The sequence below is a fragment of the Pseudofrankia coriaricola genome, assembly GCF_001854805.1.
Taxonomy (GTDB): domain Bacteria; phylum Actinomycetota; class Actinomycetes; order Frankiales; family Frankiaceae; genus Pseudofrankia.
In genome coordinates, this window is sequence record NZ_MBLO01000280.1 from 45,053 (window position 1) to 61,411 (window position 16,359).

Consider the following 16,359-nt stretch of genomic DNA (forward strand, 5'->3'; position numbering starts at 1 on the left):
CTGAGGCGCTCCTGAAGCCGGCTGAAGCGATCTTCAGGTCGCCTATAGGTCGGATCCGTCAGGCTGTAGTCATGCGAGTGCTGCTGGTGGAGGATGAGGAGCGGCTGGCCGGACTGCTGCGTGGTGGGCTGGCGGAGGAGGGTTTCGCGGTCGACGTCGCGCACAACGGCCGCGAGGGCCTGTGGATGGCGACCGAGCACCGGTACGACGCGATCGTGCTCGACGTGATGCTGCCCCTGCTCAACGGATATGCCGTGTGCCGCCGCCTGCGGGAGGCCGGCAACTGGACGCCGATCATGATGCTGACGGCGAAGGACGGCGAGTACGACGAGGCCGAGGCGCTGGACACCGGCGCGGACGACTTCCTGTCCAAGCCGTTCTCGTACGTGGTGCTGCTGGCCCGGCTGCGCGCGCTGGTCCGGCGCGGTGGGCGGGAGCGGCCGGTCGTCCTGACCGCGGGCGACCTGTCGGTGGATCCGGCAGGCCTGCGCTGCCGGCGCGGCGAGACGGAGATCGCGCTCACCGCGAAGGAGTTCGCCGTGCTGCACGCGCTCGCCCGGCGCCCGGGCGAGGTGGTCTCCAAGGCGGAGCTGCTCGAGCAGGCCTGGGACTTCGCCTACGACGGCGATCCGAGCATCGTCGAGGTCTACATCAGCGCACTGCGCCGCAAGATCGACGCACCGTTCGGCCGGGCGAGCCTGGTGACGGTGCGGGGCGCGGGATACCGGCTGGACGGGGGCTCCTGATGCGCTGGTCCGTGCGGCTGCGCGCGACCGTGGTGGCGACGGTGACGGTCGCGCTGGCTCTCGGAGCGGCGGGCCTCGTCCTGGTCCTGACGCTGAAGGGGAGCCTCGAGTCGGGCGCCGACCAGGAGGCGGGGCGGCGAGCGGACGAGGCCGCCGCCAGTCTCACGCAGGTCAGCGCGGGCGGGAACCCCGGCGAGCCCGGACAGGTCGTCACCAACTTCGTCGCGCCCGACCCTGACGTACGGGTCGAGGGCCGCGCCGGCGGTCCGGCCCTGTCGGGGAGCTTCGGAAGTGGCGAAGGGGCCGGGGTGTCCTGGGGGTCCGGCTACGCCACCGCCCAGCGCCTGGTCACCACCTCGGCCGGGCCGGTGACCGTGTCCGCGCGCGTCTCGCTCGGCCCGGCCCGCGCGGCCCTGACGATGCTGCGCAACCTGCTTCTCGTGGGCCTGCCCGTCCTGCTGCTGCTCGTCGCCGGGCTGACCTGGCTGCTGACCGGGCGGGCGCTCGCCCCGGTGTCGGCGATCCGCGCGACGTTCGCCGACATCACGGCCACCGACCTGCACCGGCGCGTGCCGGTGCCCCGGTCGGGCGACGAGATCGCCCGGCTGGCGCGGGCGATGAACACGACCCTCGACCGGCTGGAACGGGCGGTCGAGCGGCACAAGCGGTTCGTCGCGGACGCGGCGCACGAGTTGCGCAGCCCGCTGGCGATCCTGCGCACGCGCCTGGAGCTGGGCCGGTATGAGGCGCCCGGCCTGGTGGGGGAGTCGCTCACGGACGTGGGCCGGCTCCAGGCGCTGGCCGCGGACCTGCTCCTGCTCGCCAGGCTGGACGCCGGCGAGCCGCTGCGGGCGGACGAGGTGGACCTGGGCGAGGTGGCCGCCGAGGAGGCGTCGCGGCCCCGGCGGGAGGACGTCCGGATAGCGCTGGACATCTCCCCCGACGTGGTCGTGGCCGGGTCAGCGTCGCACCTGCGCCGGATGGTCGGGAACCTCGTCGACAACGCCGTGCGGCACGCCGAGTCGACGGTGACCGTGCGCGTGGCGGCGCCAGCGACCGTGCAGGTGTCCGACGACGGCGCGGGCATTCCCGCGGAGCACCGCGAGTCGGTGTTCGGCCGGTTCACCCGGCTCGACGAGACGCGGGGGCGCGACGGCGGTGGCAGCGGGCTCGGCCTGGCCATCGCCCGGGACATCGCGCGTGCCCATGGCGGCACGCTGACGGCGGTCGAGCCGGACGGCCAGCCGGGCGGGGGCGCGACGGGAGCGTGCCTGCGGGCCGAGCTCCCGAGCGCGGCGGGCGTTGCGGGTGTCGCGGGCGGCGGGGCGCGTGCGCTGGCCGCGGCGGGCGCCGCCATGCCCGGCGGGGTTCCGCCGCCGACCGCCGGAAGGTCCGTGTTTCCCGGGCGACGGCGCCGGTCGGGGACGTGACGACGGGCTGGCATCGGACCGGGCGGCCGCGCCTCGCCGGGAAGCCCGCGGGCGGGAGTCAGGCCGCGAGGGCCCGGCGGAGGAAGAAGGCCGAGGAGCGTGCCGCCCGACGGGGGAGCGGCCCGGCGAGGGACACACAAGTCCGACGGGACTCCGGCGTGCATGGGACAGTCGACTGACTGAAGGCAGGCCGTTGCCCCAGGGCCCATCGTTGTGCGCACAATCCTGTTCCGGCCTGGACACCCAGCCTTGGCGACAAGGCACGGGGAGTGGCCGCGGCGGCCGAAGCTAAGGGGCACAGCAATGACCGATCCCACCCGCATCCCCATCGTGTTCGTGCACGGGCTGTGGATGCACTCGTCGAGCTGGGACAGCTGGATCGACCTGGTCGACGAGCTTGGCTACAGCGGTGTCGCGCCGGGCTGGCCGGGCGACGCGGCGACCACCGAGGCGAGCCGCGAGAACCCGGGACCGCTCGCGAACCGCGGCATCGCCGAGATCACCGACCACTACGCCGCCGCGATCCGCGAGCTGCCGCAGGTCCCGATCGTCATCGGGCACTCGTTCGGCGGGCTGATCGCCCAGCGCCTGCTGGGGATGAACCTCGCCCGCGGCGGCGTCGTCATCTCGCCGGCGCAGTTCAGGGGCAACCGCAAACTGCCGCTCGCGCAGCTCCAGTCCGGCTTCCCGGTGCTCGGCAACCCGGCGAACAAGAAGAAGACGGTCCTGCTGACCCAGGCGCAGTTCCACAAGGGGTTCGCGAACGGGGTCTCCCGCGAGGAGTCCGACGACCTGTGGAACCGCTACGCCATCCCGGGGCCCGGGCTGCCGCTGTTCCAGGCCGCCACCGCCAACTTCTCGAGCAAGACCGAGGCGACCGTCGACGTGGCCAGTGAGCGCGGCCCGTTGCTGATCATCGCCGGTGGCAAGGACCGGACCGTGCCGGCGGTGACGTCGAAGGCCGCCTACGGCCAGTACGCGAAGAACCCGTCCGTCACCGAGTACCACCTGTTCGAGGACCGGGCCCACTCGATGGCGATCGACCAGGGCTGGCGCGAGGTCGCCGACGTCGCGATGGACTTCCTGACCCGCCACGGGCTGGCCGCCGCGCCCCAGCAGGTTGGCTGACCGGTCGGCCCCGCGCGCGAGGTGCCTTCCAGGCGGACCTGCCAGGAGGCACCTCGCCGCGCGCCCGGCGGCCGCCCCGCGGTCCGGGCCTTGCTCGCCGCTTTCCTCGCCTCCCCCGGGGATCGCGGCCCGCTGGCTGGTCCTGCCCGGGTCAGCCGCGCCGGGACACGCTGGCTGGCGCTGGCTGGTGCTGCCGTGGCACGTCCGCGCCGCCGGCGCCGCCGGCATCGTCGGTGCCCAGGTGGGGCAGCCGGCGCTCGAGCCACCGGGGCAGCCACCAGTTCGCGCTGCCCAGCAGCGCCATGGCCGCGGGGACCAGCACCATGCGGACGATCGTCGCGTCGAGCACGATCGCCGACGCCAGCCCGAGGCCCATCATCTTGACCAGCGGTGAGGGGTTGGCGACGAAGCTGAGGAACACCACCATCATGATCAGCGCCGCGGAGGTGATCACGCGGCCGGTGCCGGCCATCCCGCGTGCCACCGAGTCGGCGTTGTCACCGGTCGCGTCGTACTCCTCTCGGATTCGGGAGAGGAGGAACACCTCGTAGTCGATGGACAGGCCGAAGAGGACCGCGAAGAAGATCGTGGGCAGCGGGGACGCGATCGGGTAGGTCCCTTCGAGGTTGAACAGGCCTCCAAGCCACCCCCACTGGAACACGGCGACGACGATGCCGTACGCGCCGCTGATCGACAGCAGGTTCAGCACAACGGCCTTCAGCGGCACCGCGATGGAGCGGAACACCACGACCAGCAGCAGGAACGACGCGGCCAGGATCGCGGCGATGAAGATCGGCAGGGTGTCGGCGAGCTGCCTGGTGAGATCGTCGGTCAGGGCGGTGAGGCCCGACACCGCGACGTTGCCGGGGACGGCGTCGCGGATGCGTTCGAGGGTTTCGGACGTCGCCGCGTCCGCGGGTGCCGTGGTGGGGACTGCGCGCAGCACGGCGGTGTCCCCGGCCGGCGAGATCCACGGCTGGCCGACCGTGGCGATACCGGGGTCGGCGGCGACGCGCTCGGACAGCGCGGGAAGCTCGCCGAGGTCGACGCCGGGGCCGCGCAGGTCGGCGACGAGCAGCAGGGGACCGTTGATGCCCGAGCCGAAACCCTCCGCCAGCAGGTCGTAGGCGCGGCGGTGGGTGGTGTTCGTCGAGTCGTCGCCGGCGTCGGGGAAGCCCGTCTTCATCTGCAGCGCGGGCGCGGCCAGCGTGAGCAGCACCGTCGCGGCCAGGACCAGGTACAGTCGCGGACGGCCGCAGACGTGGTGGGCGAAGCGCCACCAGATGGAGTCCTGAGCGCGCCTGGGGGAGCGCCGGCGGCCCAGGACCCGGCCCGCGTCGACGCGGTCGCCGAGCAGCGAGAGCAGCGCGGGCAGCAGGGTGAGCGCGCTCGCGACAGCGAACAGCACCACGAGCGACGTGCCGAGACCGATCGAGGCCAGGAAGCCCAGGCCGGTCAGCACGAGGGCGGCCATCGCGACGACGACGGTGCCGCCGGCGACCAGGACGGCGGAGCCCGACGACGCCATCGCGTTCGAGAGCGCGGTGGGGTTGTCCTCACCGGCGGCGCGGCGCTCGCGGTAGCGGGCCATGACGAACAGGGCGTAGTCGATCCCGACTCCCAGGCCGATCATCGCGCCGATCGTCGGCGCCGCCGAGGAGACATCCATGACGGCCGCGAGCAGCACGATGCCGCCTATGCCGGCGGCGACGGTCAGCAGGGCGAGCGCGATGGGGACGAGAGCGGCCACGATCGTGCCGAACGCGACGACCAGCACGACCAGCGCGGCCAACAGGCCGGCCGCCTCCGCCCCCGACGTCGCCGTCTCGGCATTGATGAAGGCGGCGTCACCGCCGAGCTCCGCGGTGAGGCCGGCGTCCCTGACCGGCCGCATCGCGTCCGTGATGGCGGCGAGCGCACCCGGGCCGAGGTCGGTCGCGGGCACGTCGAAGGCGATCTCGGCGAAGCCGATGTGCCCGTCGGGCGACACCGTGCCGGCGGTGAACGGATCGGTGACGCCGGCGACGTGCTCCACCCCCGCGATCCGGGCGGCCGCGGCGACGACGGCGGGCCGCTGGAGCTCGAGCCGCTGTCCCTCCGGCGCGGCGAACACCGCCATGGCGCTGCCGCCCGCCGCTTCGGGGAAACGCTCCTCGAGCAGCTCCATCGCCTTCTCGCTCTGGCTGCCGGGATCGACGAGGTCGTCGACGAACGAGCCGCCGACCGTGCCGGCCAGGGCCAGCACGAGGGCGGCGACGAGCACCCAGGCGGCAATCGTGATCCTCGGCCTGCGGGCGCACGCGTCTCCAATATGGCGAGTGAGCTGTTTCATGGCGGGGTTCTCCTGAGAAAGGTGCGCGCGATCCGGCCGGCGGGCTCGATGACGGGACAGGGCGCGACCGCCCCGGCAATGCGGTGCGCACGGCGCGGCTGCGCACAGAGGTGGAATCGGGCCGTGCCCTGGGCGGCGGGCCGTGGTCTGACTGTGCTTGCCGGCGGCCGTTGCCGTCTCCCGCCGCCAGAGGGGTATCGCGCCCCGCCGCGGGAAGGTTGCGCGGCGCGGACAGGGCGCGGCCCTCCCCCTGACGGGGGAGACCGGAATACGGCTGGAGACGGGCGACCGCTCCTTCTCTCTCGCATACCGTGAGCCGGTGCCCGCTGACGAAGCCGCGGCCGACCGCCGCATGTCTCGCTGAGAAGCGATGGCGAACCGCACGACGCCGCCCCCGTGGACGCCGCCAGGAAACGCGCCGAAAAGATTTCGAGGCCCGTTCGCCCGCTGGCCCCGCGCCGCGGACGCCGTTCTCACCCTCGCGGCCTTCTTCATGACGGTGTTCGTGGTCGACGGCCCCGGCGACTCGATGTCGGTCCGCCCCATCGGCGACGTTCCGTTTCCTGTCCTGCTGGTCGTCGCCGTGGCCGGCCCGGTGCTGTACTGGCGCAGGCGCGCGCCGCTGATCGTGCTGGGAGTGGCGCTGACCGCCTGGGCCGTGTTGCTCGCCAGCCACGACGCCGCGCCCGGCTGGCACACGATCCTCGCCCTGTATGCCACCGGGCGCTACGCCGCGGCGGACTGGCGCGGCCCCGCGGGAATCGCGGCGGGCACCGCCCTGGCCAGCGTCGACGGCCTCGACGATCCAGGCCCGTGGTGGCAGGTGCCCGTGATCGGCAGCGTCGTCATGTTCGGGGCGTGGTACATCGGGCGTCGGGTTCGGCTGCGCCAGGACCGCGTCGTCCAGCTCCAGCGGGACCGGGCCGCGGAGACCCGCCGGATCGTCGCCGAGGAGCGCACCCGTATCGCCCGGGAACTGCACGACGTCGTCGCCCATCGGGTGAGCCTCATGACGATCCAGGCGAGCGGAGCGCGGGCGGTCGCCGTCGAGGACCCGCAGGCCGCCCTGCGGGCGATGGGCGCGGTGGAGGAGGCGGGGCGCCAGGCCCTGGACGAGCTGCGCCACCTGCTCGGCGTCCTGCGGCCGGAGTCCGACCTCGGCGAGCTGAGGCCCCAGCCCAGCCTCGCCGATCTTCCCCGGCTGATCGAGCAGGTCCGCCGAGCGGGCGCGGACGTCACGCTCGCGACGGGCGGGCTGCCGGCCGGGCTTCCGGCCCGCACGGACCTTTTCGCGTACCGCATCATTCAGGAGGCGCTCACCAACGTGCTCAAGCACGCCGGTCCCGGCGCTCCGACGAAGGTGTGGCTGCGCACCGACCGGAACAGAGTCGTCATCGAGGTTCACGACGACGGCCACGGCACCGCCGCCATGCCCGGGCAGGACGTCGTCCAGGACGGCTCGGGAGGTCACGGCATCATCGGGATGCGGGAGAGGGCGCTGCTGCTGGGCGGGAGCCTCGAAGCGGGGCCGTACGCGGGCGGAGGGTTCCGGGTGGTTGCCCACCTGCCGATCGGAGGGGAACCCGCGTGAGCATCCGCGTCCTGATCGTCGACGACCAGGCACTGGTCCGCGGGGGCCTGGCGATGGTGCTGCGGGTACACGGCGACATCGACGTCGTCGCCGAGGCCGGGACCGGGCTTGAGGCGATCGAGGCGACCCGGCGGCACCGTCCAGATGTGATCCTCATGGATATCCGGATGCCGGAGATGGACGGCCTTGAGGCGACGTCGAGAATTCTCGCCGAGGCGGACTGGGACGTGCGGGTACTGATCCTGACCACGTTCGATCCGGACGAATATGTCTACGAGGCGTTGCGGGCCGGCGCCAGCGCCTTCGTGCTCAAGGACATTCCCGCCGACCAGCTCGCCGGGGCCGTCCGGACCGTGGCCGACGGCGGCGCGCTGCTGGCGCCGTCGATCACCCGGCGCCTCATCGGGCGGTTTGCCGAGCGCCAGACTCTCGGCTCCGGGGCCTCGCGTCGCGTGGAGCGCCTGACCGAGCGGGAACGGGACGTGGTGGTCGCCGTCGCGCGGGGGTCCAGCAACTCGGAGATCGCCAAGGAACTCTTCATCGGGCCCGCGACCGTCAAGTCGCACGTGTCGAGCGTTCTCACCAAGCTGGGCCTGCGTGACCGCGCCCAGGTGGTGGTCTTCGCATACGAGAGCGGACTCGTCGAGGCCGGCGACCATGACATCGGCAGCTGAGCCCGAGCTCACCGTCGACAGCCGGCATCGACTCGCGACGGGGTCGTCGCGATCCTGGAACCGCCGACCGCCGACCGCCGACCGCCGACCGCCGACCGCGTCGCGTCGGCTGGTCGGCTGGTCATCGCGCATACCGCGGGCGGCGCTCGACGGGCGTTGACGGGTATTCGGGCGGATGTGATGCTTGAGCTGGTTCGGTCGTCGAGACGGCGGTGGAGCGCTGGGATGTGAGTCACCGGTTCCGAAGTTCAGAGGTTCAGGGCCGGTGGTTGACACCACATCGTTGCGCCGCTTGACCGCGCAGAGCCATGTCCTTATGGCTCTTTCGAAAGGTCGAGAGGCGATGAAGATCGCTTTCGTGGGCGATGTCCACGGTTGTGTGCTGCATGCCCTGGGCGCGGCGGTGCTGCTCCAGGACCGCCGCGGGGTCCGGCTCGACGCCGTGATCCAGGTCGGGGACCTGGGCGCGTTCCCGACGGTCGAGCGGTACGACGAGTCCAGCCGCCGGTTCGGGCGGGACCATCCCGCCCAGGGTGACTTCGTCCGGCTGCTGGACCCGTCGCCGTCGTTCGCCGAGGGCGTGCGGCTCGCCCTCGGCCTGGTACCGCCGGTGCTGTTCGTCAGCGGCAACCACGAGGACCATGAATGGCTGGCCGCCCTGCACGAGGCGGCCGGCACCGAGATCGTGCCGGTGGACCCGCTCGGTGCCTACCGTCATGTGGCGTGCGGAAGCGTGGTGGAGATCGCCGGACAGCGGGTGGCGTTCCTCGGGCTGATCGAGGTCGAGGGCAAGATGGACCTGGACGAGCACGCCTACGCGCTGCTGATGGGCGCCGAGCCGGGCAGCGCCGATATCCTCGTCACCCACGACGGTCCGTACGGGATGTCCCGCGACTTCAGCGGGAGCGTGCAGGGCTCGGCGAAGCTGTCCCGGCTCCTTGAGCACCTGCAGCCGCCCCTGCACGTCAGCGGCCACTACCACCACCCCAACGGCCCGCGGGTCTACGGCCGCACCACCTCCTACGCGCTCGCCCAGCTGGTGCGCCCCAGGGCCATCCGCTGGGAGTCGGCGTCGGCCAACCCCGAACAGCGGGTGACGGCCGGGAGCGTCGGCCTGCTCGACACCGAGACCGGCGACTTCACATACCTCGACGACGCATGGCTGGCCGAGGTGCGTGGGGACGCGCTCGACCTCGCCGAACTGGTCGCCACCACCGGCTGACGGCGTTCGGATCGTCCATTCGGTACATCCGTCATGACCTCGTCGCCCCGTGGATCGGGTGGCGGCGAAGCGATGGCCAGGGCAACCTCCGGGTATCCCGCTGGCGAGGGGGTGGCCACGACGAATGACGCGACATTCGGGCCGGCCGGAGAGGTGCTCGAACCAGATCAGAAGGTGACAGAACTCCTTGACGTTCTGCGGCACCACCTCGCCATGGATGTCGCGGTGCTCAGCATGTGGGACGGTGACCTTCTGGTAACTCAGGTCGTCAGCGGCGACGGTGACAGCTTCGGCCTCGCCCCCGGTGTGACCATCAGGCGAGGCAAAGATCTAGGCCGAAAAATGGAGGCCGGGGAGGTTCCGACCGTGGTCGGCGACACCCATGAGGACGCCCGCATGGCCGACTCCCCACTGCTCCGGCGTCTACGCGCCCGTGCCTATGTGACCACATGTCTGACAGACACCACTGGCGCACCCTATGGGCTGCTGATGGCGCTTGCGCACCACCCGCGACCAGCGCTCCAGGACCGCGAGAGCCGCTTCCTCTCGGAAGTAGCGGACTTCATCCGCGACTCACTCATCGACCTTCGTCGCATCTGGGAAGAGCGAAGCCGGGTGTGGCACGCCATCTGCGATCTCGTCGACAACGAGGGACCTGGAATCGTCTACCAGCCGATCAGGCGCATGACCACCAACGCGGTCGTCGGAATCGAGGCCCTATCCCGGTTCCCGGCCCGCTGCTGCGACCGGATTCGTGATCCGCAGGGATGGTTCGCGGATGCCGCACTGGTCGGCCTCGGAGCCGAGCTGGAACTTGCCTCGATCCAGCGCGCCATCACGGTTCTGCCGCACCTACCGGCCGGAGTGAAACTAGCCGTCAATGCCTCGCCAAAGACAGTTACCGCCGGTCTTGTCGCGATCGCCTGTGACCTGCCCGAACGCGATCGACTCGTCGTCGAGGTGACCGAGCACGAGAACTACACTGGCTGCGCCGAGGTGATGCGCGCCGTCGACTGTCTGCGGGACCACGGCATCCACATCGCGGTCGACGACGCGGGCGCGGGCTACTCCGACCTCGAACAGCTCCTGCGGCTGCGGCCCGACGTCGTCAAGCTCGACTGCGTCATCACACGCGGCATCGACCAGGACCCCGCTCGTCGCGCGGTAGCCGCTGGCATCGTCCGCCTCGCGGAAGAGATCGACGGAAAGGTGATCGCGGAAGGCATCGAGACCACCGCTGAGCGAGACTCCGCGATCGGCGTTGGTGTCCACTACGGCCAGGGCTATCTCCTCGGAAAGCCAACACCGGAGCTGGCCGTCGCTTGCTCGGTCTCACCCGGGGTCGGCGAGGGAGGTCGCGCCTAGCCGTTCCCTGGCTGCCGCCAGGGTGAGCCGGACCGTGCGGGGTGTGAGGAACAGCGCCTCGGCGATCTCGCGTTCGCCGGCCCCGGCGACATGCCTGGTCACGATCTGGCGCTCCAGGGTGTAGAGGCCCGGTCCACACACCCAGCCGGCGATCTTCGGTTGGCGGCCTCAGCGGCCGTGCGTCGCGAACGCGCGTACCGCCAGCGGGATGAACACCGCGAGCAGCAGGGCGGACCAGGCCAGTGCCGCCGCGACCGGATGCGCCAGCGGCCAGGCGACGGCGGCGGTCCCGGGCACCTCGTTGCCGAAGAGGTGGCGGGCCGCCGCGGCGACGGCACTGATCGGGTTCCATTCGGCGATCACCCGGAGCCAGGCGGGCATCCCGTCGGTGGGTACGAACACGTTCGTGACCATGGCGAGCGGAAAGACCAGCACGGACAGCTGCGCGGCGGTGTCCTCCCGGCCGATGGCCAGCCCGAGGCCGACGCCGATCCAGTTCGTCACGAACCGGAAGAGCAGGAGCAGCGCGACCCCGGCCGCCGCGCGGGACAGGCCGTCGTGCGCGCGCCACCCGAGAGCGAGCCCCAGTCCCAACAGCATCGCCAGGACGGCGGCGCTGACCACCAGGTCGGCCACGGTCTGCCCGAACAGCGCGGCGGAGCGGGAGATCGGCATCGTCCGCAGCCGGTCGGTGACGCCGCGCCCCGCGTCGCGGGCGGCACCGGTCATGCTCGGCATGATGCCGTTCGCGGCGATCAGCGTGAACAGGCCGGGCATCAGGTACTCGCGGTAGCCCGCGTCTCCGGGCACCCGGATCGCGCTGCCGAAGATGTAGCCGAAAATGAGGAGCATCGTCAGGGGCGCCAGCAGCGAGGCCACGATCAGCCCCGGCGAGTGCCGGTAATAGAGCAGCACACGCAGCGCGAGAGCCCATGCGTCGGAGATCGCGAACCTCGCCCGTCCGGCGCGAGATACCGGCGGGAGGCTGCCCAGGGGCGCGCCGGTGGCTCCGGGCGCCGTCCCGCTCGGGCCACCGTCCCCGCTCGGGCCAGCCGCGTCGCTCGGGCCACCAGCGTCGCCGGGACGGCTGCGGCCGCTCGGGACGAGGGTGCTCATGGCGCCACCGCCGCCGCGGCGAGGCCGAGACCGGCCGCCGGCCCGTCGGACGCCGCGCGTCCGGTCAGGGCGAGGAAGACGTCGTCCAGCGACGGATGTCCCAGCGCGACGTCCAGAGCCTGCACGCCGGCGGCGTCGAGATCCCGGACCAGCCCGGGCAGCGCGACCGGGCGACCGGGATCGCTGACCGCGACGATCCGGCGCTCGGGCTCGTCGCGGACAGGCTCGCCGCCGGTGAGCGCGGCGAGCACCGCGGCGGCCGCGCCGAGCTGGTCGGCGTCCGCCAGGGTCACCTCGACCCTGGTGCCGATGGCGGCCTTCAGCTCGGCCGGCGACCCGGCGGCGATGAGGCGGCCATGGTCGAGCACGGCGATGTCGTCGGCGAGGCGGTCGGCTTCGTCGAGGTACTGCGTGGTGAGCAGCACCGTGGTGCCCTCCGAGACGAGCTCCCGCACGATCGTCCAGATGTCGTTCCGGCTGCGCGGGTCCAGCCCGGTGGTGGGCTCGTCCAGGAACAGCACGGCGGGGCGGACGACGAGGCTCGCGATCACGTCGAGACGCCGCCGCATGCCGCCGGAGTAGGCCCGGACCAGCCTGTCGGCGGCGTCGAGGAGCCCGAAGCGTTCCAGCAGTTCGTCCGCCCGCCGGCGGGCTCCGCGGGCGCCGAGGTGGTGCAGCCGCCCGATCAGACGCAGGTTCTCCCGGCCGGTGATGCCCTCCTCCACGGCCGCGTGCTGGCCGGCGAACCCGATCCGGCGGCGCACCTCGTCGGGATGGCGGACGACATCGAAGCCGGCGACATGGGCGCGACCGGCGTCCGGGCGGGTCAGGGTTGCCAGGATCCGCACCGCGGTGGTCTTGCCCGCGCCGTTGGGCCCGAGCAGCCCGCACACGGTGCCGGTGGGAACCACCAGATCCAGGTCGCTGAGGGCGAGCGTGTCACCGAACCGCTTGTGGATGCCCCGGACCTCGATGGCCGGGTGGTGAGGCGGACTGGCGGGTGGGCTCATGGGCTTTCCTTTCTAGGTACGTCGTACGTAGAAGAGGCGCCCACCGTACCACGGGCAACGGCGTACGCTGTACGGCGCCAGCAGTCCGAACCGAGGTGATCGCAGATGCCGTCCGGCCACTCCGGGCCCGGTCGTCGCAGGTCAGGCGGCGCCGACGCCGCCCGATCCGTCCCCGAGGACTCGGCTGCCGGCTCTGCCGCCGCCGGCGCGGGTGCCGGCACTGACGCCGACTCGCGCCTCGCCGGTTCCAGGCCCGCCCGGACCGCTTCGGCGAAGGCCGCGCCGGGGATGATCTGGCTTCGCCCGGAACGCAGCGGCCGTGGCCCGGAGCCGGCGCACAGCCGGGCCGAGATCGCCGCCGCCGCGATCGGTCTGGCGGACGCCGCCGGCCTGGAGGCGGTGTCGATGCGCAAGGTCGCCGCGGTCCTCGGCGCGGGCACGATGTCGCTCTACAACTACGTGCCGAAGAAGGAGCATCTGTTCGATCTGATGCTCGACGCGGCCGCGGGCGAGATCATGCTGCCCGACGGGCCGTCAGGCGACCCGCGCGCCGACCTGACCCGGCTGGCCCGCGAGACGCTGGCCGCGATGCGCCGGCACCCCTGGGTGGCCGGCCTGACGGCCACCCGCCCGTCGATGGGGCCGAACGCCCTGCGCTGCACCGAGTTCTTCCTCGGAGCCCTGGCCGGCTCACCGCTGGACGGCGCGACCAAGATGGAGATGTTCGCGCTGCTCAACGGGTTCATCATCCAGTTCGCGGAATGGGAACGCACCGCGGCGGGCAGCGCCGTCGAGCAGTGGCAGGCCGATCTGGTCGCCTACCTGGGCACGGTGATCGCCACCGGCCGGTACCCACATCTCGCCGCGGCTCTGACCAGCGGCGCGGGCACGCCGCCGGCGGACGCGGAAACAATCTTCACGCGGTCGCTGGCCCGCCTGCTGTCGGTGATCCTCGACCCGCCGGTGGATCAACCGCCGTCATGACCGGCGCTCCCGCCCTGGGCGCCGACTCCAGCGCGGCGTTCGCAAGATGGGCCGGTGGCAGGATGGGGCCATGGCAATCCTGCCGTATATGCACCCGTTCGTCCTTACCGTGGAACCTGTGGGACGGCACCGCCAGTCAGAGTTGGCCCGGCCGCGTCCTCGCGTCGCGAGCTTGATCGGCGGATCTGTATCCGGATCCGAACTGGCGAGGGCCCACGAGTTCGGATCCGAATACCGTCGTGGCGATCTTTCGTTGCGAGAGCCGGGCGATGCCTCGGCGTTCTCCATCATCCGGACGAGCCGCCCTGCGCCGGCAGCTCGCGAATCCCGGCCCAGACGCTGTCACGCGCTCTCGTGATGGCGACGTACAGCTGCCGGCGTTCCAGCTGGCTCCGCTCGCGGAACGCGTCGGCGGACTCGGACGGCTGCCGCGGCCTCGGGAAGAGGTTGCGGTCGGGAATGCAGACGTGGGCGAAGTCAAGGCTCTTGACCCGGTGGTACGTGCCGACCTTCACCGCCTCGCGGCTGGTCCCGTCGTATTCCCTGAGGGAGACGGCCGGAATCCGCCGCTCGGTGAGGACGCGCAGCCAGCGCGCGGCCGCGGCGTTCGTCGGCACGAGCACAGCCATGTCGCCGTAACGAAGGTTCCGGTCGCCGTGGAACTCCACGAGGTGCTCGCAGAGTGCCGCGTCCTGCGAGACGGTGCTGGGCACCGTGACCTCGTGGACCTCACCTCCTGGCCGGTCGATGTCGACCTCGCGCCGTCCCTGTTCCGGTATGCCGTCGAGGTCGTCGAAGCTGTCGTCCGCGATCACCGCCTGGGCGTAGCGCAGGATCTTCTCGCGATTGCGGTAGTTCGTGGTGAGCACGGTGGAACGTCCGACGACGGAGACGCCGGCCTCGGCGAGGGTGAAACCGCCCGGATAGATGGACTGCTGGCCGTCGCCGACGACGAACAGCCCGTCCGGCCTGTCGCCGACGAAGGCGTGCAGGAGCTGTAGGCCGACGCACGTCAGGTCCTGCACCTCGTCAACGATCACCGCGTCGTACCGGGTGCCGGAGCTTTCGCGCACAAGGTCCCGGGCCAGCAGCAGCGCGTCGTCCCGATCGAGGACGCCGCGCTCCGTCCGGAGCTGCTCGTACCGCTCGTACAGCTCCCACACCGCGCGTCGGTGATTCTGCTGCAGGGGAGTGCTGCGCCCGACGCGCGCCAGCCTGGCGTACTGCTCGAAGGCCGTCAGGCCTCTGCCCTTGATGACCGTCGAGATCTCGTCCTGCCAGTACCGGGGGGCCAGTCCGACCCCGGGAAGAGTCGAGAACTGCCCGACCTGCGCCCAGGCGCGCCAGAAGCAGGTCTCGGCGACCTCCTGCTGGTGGCGGTCCGCCAGGCCATGATCACGAAGACAACGGGCGGCGACGGCATGGACCGTGGCGAACTCGATCCGGTCGACCTGGTCGGGCGCCATCCGGGTCAGCAGGGCACGGTAGACCGGCCCCAACGTGCGCACTAGTGAGGTGAACAGCACCCGTTCCCCTCGTGCCGCCAGGTATTTGGCGCGGTGCAGCGCGACGACCGTCTTGCCGGTGCCGGCCGCGCCGCGCACGCGGGCCGGACCCGACCAGCGCCGACCGGACAAGCGGGCCTGCGTCGGATGCAGCCAGGTCATCCACGTCTCGATCGGCTCCCGCGCGGCGGCGTCGAGGAGCTCCCGCCACAGCTCCTCGCGGCTCAGCAGGGCTTCCTGATCTGGGCCGCCGCGCGCAGGGGCCTCAGACCCGCCCGACCTGGTTGACCCTCCCGACCCGGTTGCCCCGGACGACCCCGCCGACCCGGTTGCCCCGGCGGGTCTGGCCGGTGGCCGCGGGGCGGCGGCCGCCCTGGCGCCGTGCGCGACCGAGCGGCCTGGCGGAACCGGCGGTGGATCGGTCAGGCCGGCCCGGTGCGTGACCGGATGGCGGGCGGACCGCGCGGGCGGCACCGCGGCGACCGTGGCGCGGGGCATCGGCGGGCAACCGTCCGCCAGGCAGCTCAGCAGGCGTTCGACCAGGCCCGGTGCCAGCCGGGGGCTCCGGCGTCCGAGGTTGAGGGCCAGGTCCTGCTCGCCGATGACGGTCACTCGGTCGAGCTGCGCCAGGACGTTCCTGCGCCCGCCCAGCACGAGCAGCGGAACCACCTCGGCCGGCGGCAGGCCCGCGTCCGTCAGCACCTGCTCCACCGCGACGGTCTGGTCCACGAGCTTGCGGAGGTCGTCCTCGGCGTCGGCGTCTCCCCGGAACAGCCGGCCGCCTTCGATGGTGACGTCCCGCCAGTTCTTCACATCGAGCACGAAGACGCCGCCGGGGCCGACGACGAGGGCGTCGATGTTGGCCCGGCGGGTTCCGGGCCACTGCCGGTCCGACAGGAAGTGCCATCCGGCGTCGTCCATGCCGATCAGTACCCGGACGACGCTCTGCTCGGCCCGGCCGCCGGCCTCCCAGCGCTCGCGGTGCCGGCGTAGCTGGCGCAGCACGTCGTTCAGGTGCTGGACCTGCCGCTGGACACCGTCGATCTCCAGGCCAAGCTGGACGGCCTGGCCAAAGGCCGACGGTTCCGCGGGCGGGTCGACGTCTCGGGCCGGCGGCGCGTCGGAGGCAGCCAGGCCCGCGGTCGGCGCGGTGGTGGCGGTCGCGGCGGTGGTGGGGAGGCCCGCTGGCCGCTCACGCGAAAGCACGTCACTGCCCCCTCACCTTGTGTCACAGGTGAGAGTACGGCAATGAGTTG

13 protein-coding genes are annotated in these 16,359 nt (G+C 72.2%); 8 read left to right on the forward strand and 5 right to left on the reverse strand.

What is annotated here, in order from left to right; translation table 11 throughout:
* Positions 1–71 precede the first annotated feature (71 nt).
* The 3 genes from BCD48_RS44960 (at position 72) to BCD48_RS44970 (ending at position 3,304) form a co-directional block, all read left to right on the forward strand.
* Positions 72–746, forward strand: coding sequence for a response regulator transcription factor (locus BCD48_RS44960; RefSeq protein ID WP_071055045.1), 675 nt, complete (start codon positions 72–74; stop codon positions 744–746).
* Positions 746–2,176, forward strand: a complete 1,431-nt coding sequence (locus tag BCD48_RS44965) for a sensor histidine kinase (RefSeq protein ID WP_083420188.1) — start codon at positions 746–748, stop codon at positions 2,174–2,176. The genes BCD48_RS44960 and BCD48_RS44965 overlap by 1 nt, the downstream gene beginning before the upstream one ends.
* Before the next feature lie 303 nt (positions 2,177–2,479).
* Entirely contained in the window at positions 2,480–3,304 is an 825-nt protein-coding gene (locus BCD48_RS44970) for an alpha/beta hydrolase (RefSeq protein ID WP_071055046.1), read from the forward strand.
* Between the two features lie 151 nt (positions 3,305–3,455).
* Here the strand turns inward: BCD48_RS44970 and BCD48_RS44975 are convergent, their stop codons facing one another.
* Positions 3,456–5,636, reverse strand: coding sequence for an MMPL family transporter (locus BCD48_RS44975; protein WP_071055048.1), 2,181 nt, complete (start codon positions 5,634–5,636; stop codon positions 3,456–3,458).
* 370 nt (positions 5,637–6,006) lie between these two features.
* Here BCD48_RS44975 and BCD48_RS44980 point away from each other — a divergent pair, with 370 nt between their 5' ends.
* The 4 genes from BCD48_RS44980 to BCD48_RS44995 all read left to right on the forward strand — a co-directional run bounded on the left by BCD48_RS44980 (position 6,007) and on the right by BCD48_RS44995 (position 10,488).
* Entirely contained in the window at positions 6,007–7,227 is a 1,221-nt protein-coding gene (locus BCD48_RS44980) for a sensor histidine kinase (RefSeq protein WP_071055050.1), read from the forward strand.
* On the forward strand, positions 7,224–7,901 hold the full coding sequence (locus tag BCD48_RS44985; RefSeq protein ID WP_071055052.1) for a response regulator transcription factor: 678 nt from the start codon (positions 7,224–7,226) through the stop codon (positions 7,899–7,901). The genes BCD48_RS44980 and BCD48_RS44985 overlap by 4 nt, the downstream gene beginning before the upstream one ends.
* Positions 7,902–8,244: 343 nt before the next feature.
* Positions 8,245–9,123, forward strand: coding sequence for a metallophosphoesterase family protein (locus BCD48_RS44990; RefSeq protein WP_071055054.1), 879 nt, complete (start codon positions 8,245–8,247; stop codon positions 9,121–9,123).
* 111 nt (positions 9,124–9,234) lie between these two features.
* A complete protein-coding gene (locus BCD48_RS44995) occupies positions 9,235–10,488 on the forward strand; it encodes a sensor domain-containing phosphodiesterase (RefSeq protein ID WP_071055057.1) in 1,254 nt (417 codons plus the stop codon).
* Here BCD48_RS44995 and BCD48_RS48385 read toward each other — a convergent pair.
* From BCD48_RS48385 to BCD48_RS45005, 3 genes are read right to left on the reverse strand one after another with little or no spacing between them, the layout of a single operon-like run.
* The gene (locus BCD48_RS48385) at positions 10,456–10,629 is read right to left on the reverse strand and encodes a LuxR C-terminal-related transcriptional regulator (RefSeq protein ID WP_157910649.1); all 174 of its coding nucleotides are present in this window, start codon (positions 10,627–10,629) and stop codon (positions 10,456–10,458) included. The two genes, BCD48_RS44995 and BCD48_RS48385, sit on opposite strands and share 33 nt — an antisense overlap.
* Before the next feature lie 27 nt (positions 10,630–10,656).
* Positions 10,657–11,604: an ABC transporter permease gene (locus BCD48_RS45000; protein ID WP_083420192.1), complete on the reverse strand. Its 948-nt coding sequence runs from the start codon at positions 11,602–11,604 to the stop codon at positions 10,657–10,659.
* The gene (locus BCD48_RS45005; protein WP_071055058.1) at positions 11,601–12,614 is read right to left on the reverse strand and encodes an ATP-binding cassette domain-containing protein; all 1,014 of its coding nucleotides are present in this window, start codon (positions 12,612–12,614) and stop codon (positions 11,601–11,603) included. Before BCD48_RS45005 ends, BCD48_RS45000 begins: the two co-directional genes overlap by 4 nt.
* A gap of 105 nt (positions 12,615–12,719) precedes the next feature.
* Here BCD48_RS45005 and BCD48_RS45010 point away from each other — a divergent pair, with 105 nt between their 5' ends.
* Positions 12,720–13,598: a TetR/AcrR family transcriptional regulator gene (locus tag BCD48_RS45010; protein ID WP_241842484.1), complete on the forward strand. Its 879-nt coding sequence runs from the start codon at positions 12,720–12,722 to the stop codon at positions 13,596–13,598.
* Positions 13,599–13,885: 287 nt separating this feature from the next.
* On the opposite strand, the gene BCD48_RS45015 is transcribed toward BCD48_RS45010, so the two are convergent.
* Positions 13,886–16,309, reverse strand: coding sequence for a UvrD-helicase domain-containing protein (locus BCD48_RS45015; protein WP_083420193.1), 2,424 nt, complete (start codon positions 16,307–16,309; stop codon positions 13,886–13,888).
* Positions 16,310–16,359: the final 50 nt, after the last annotated feature.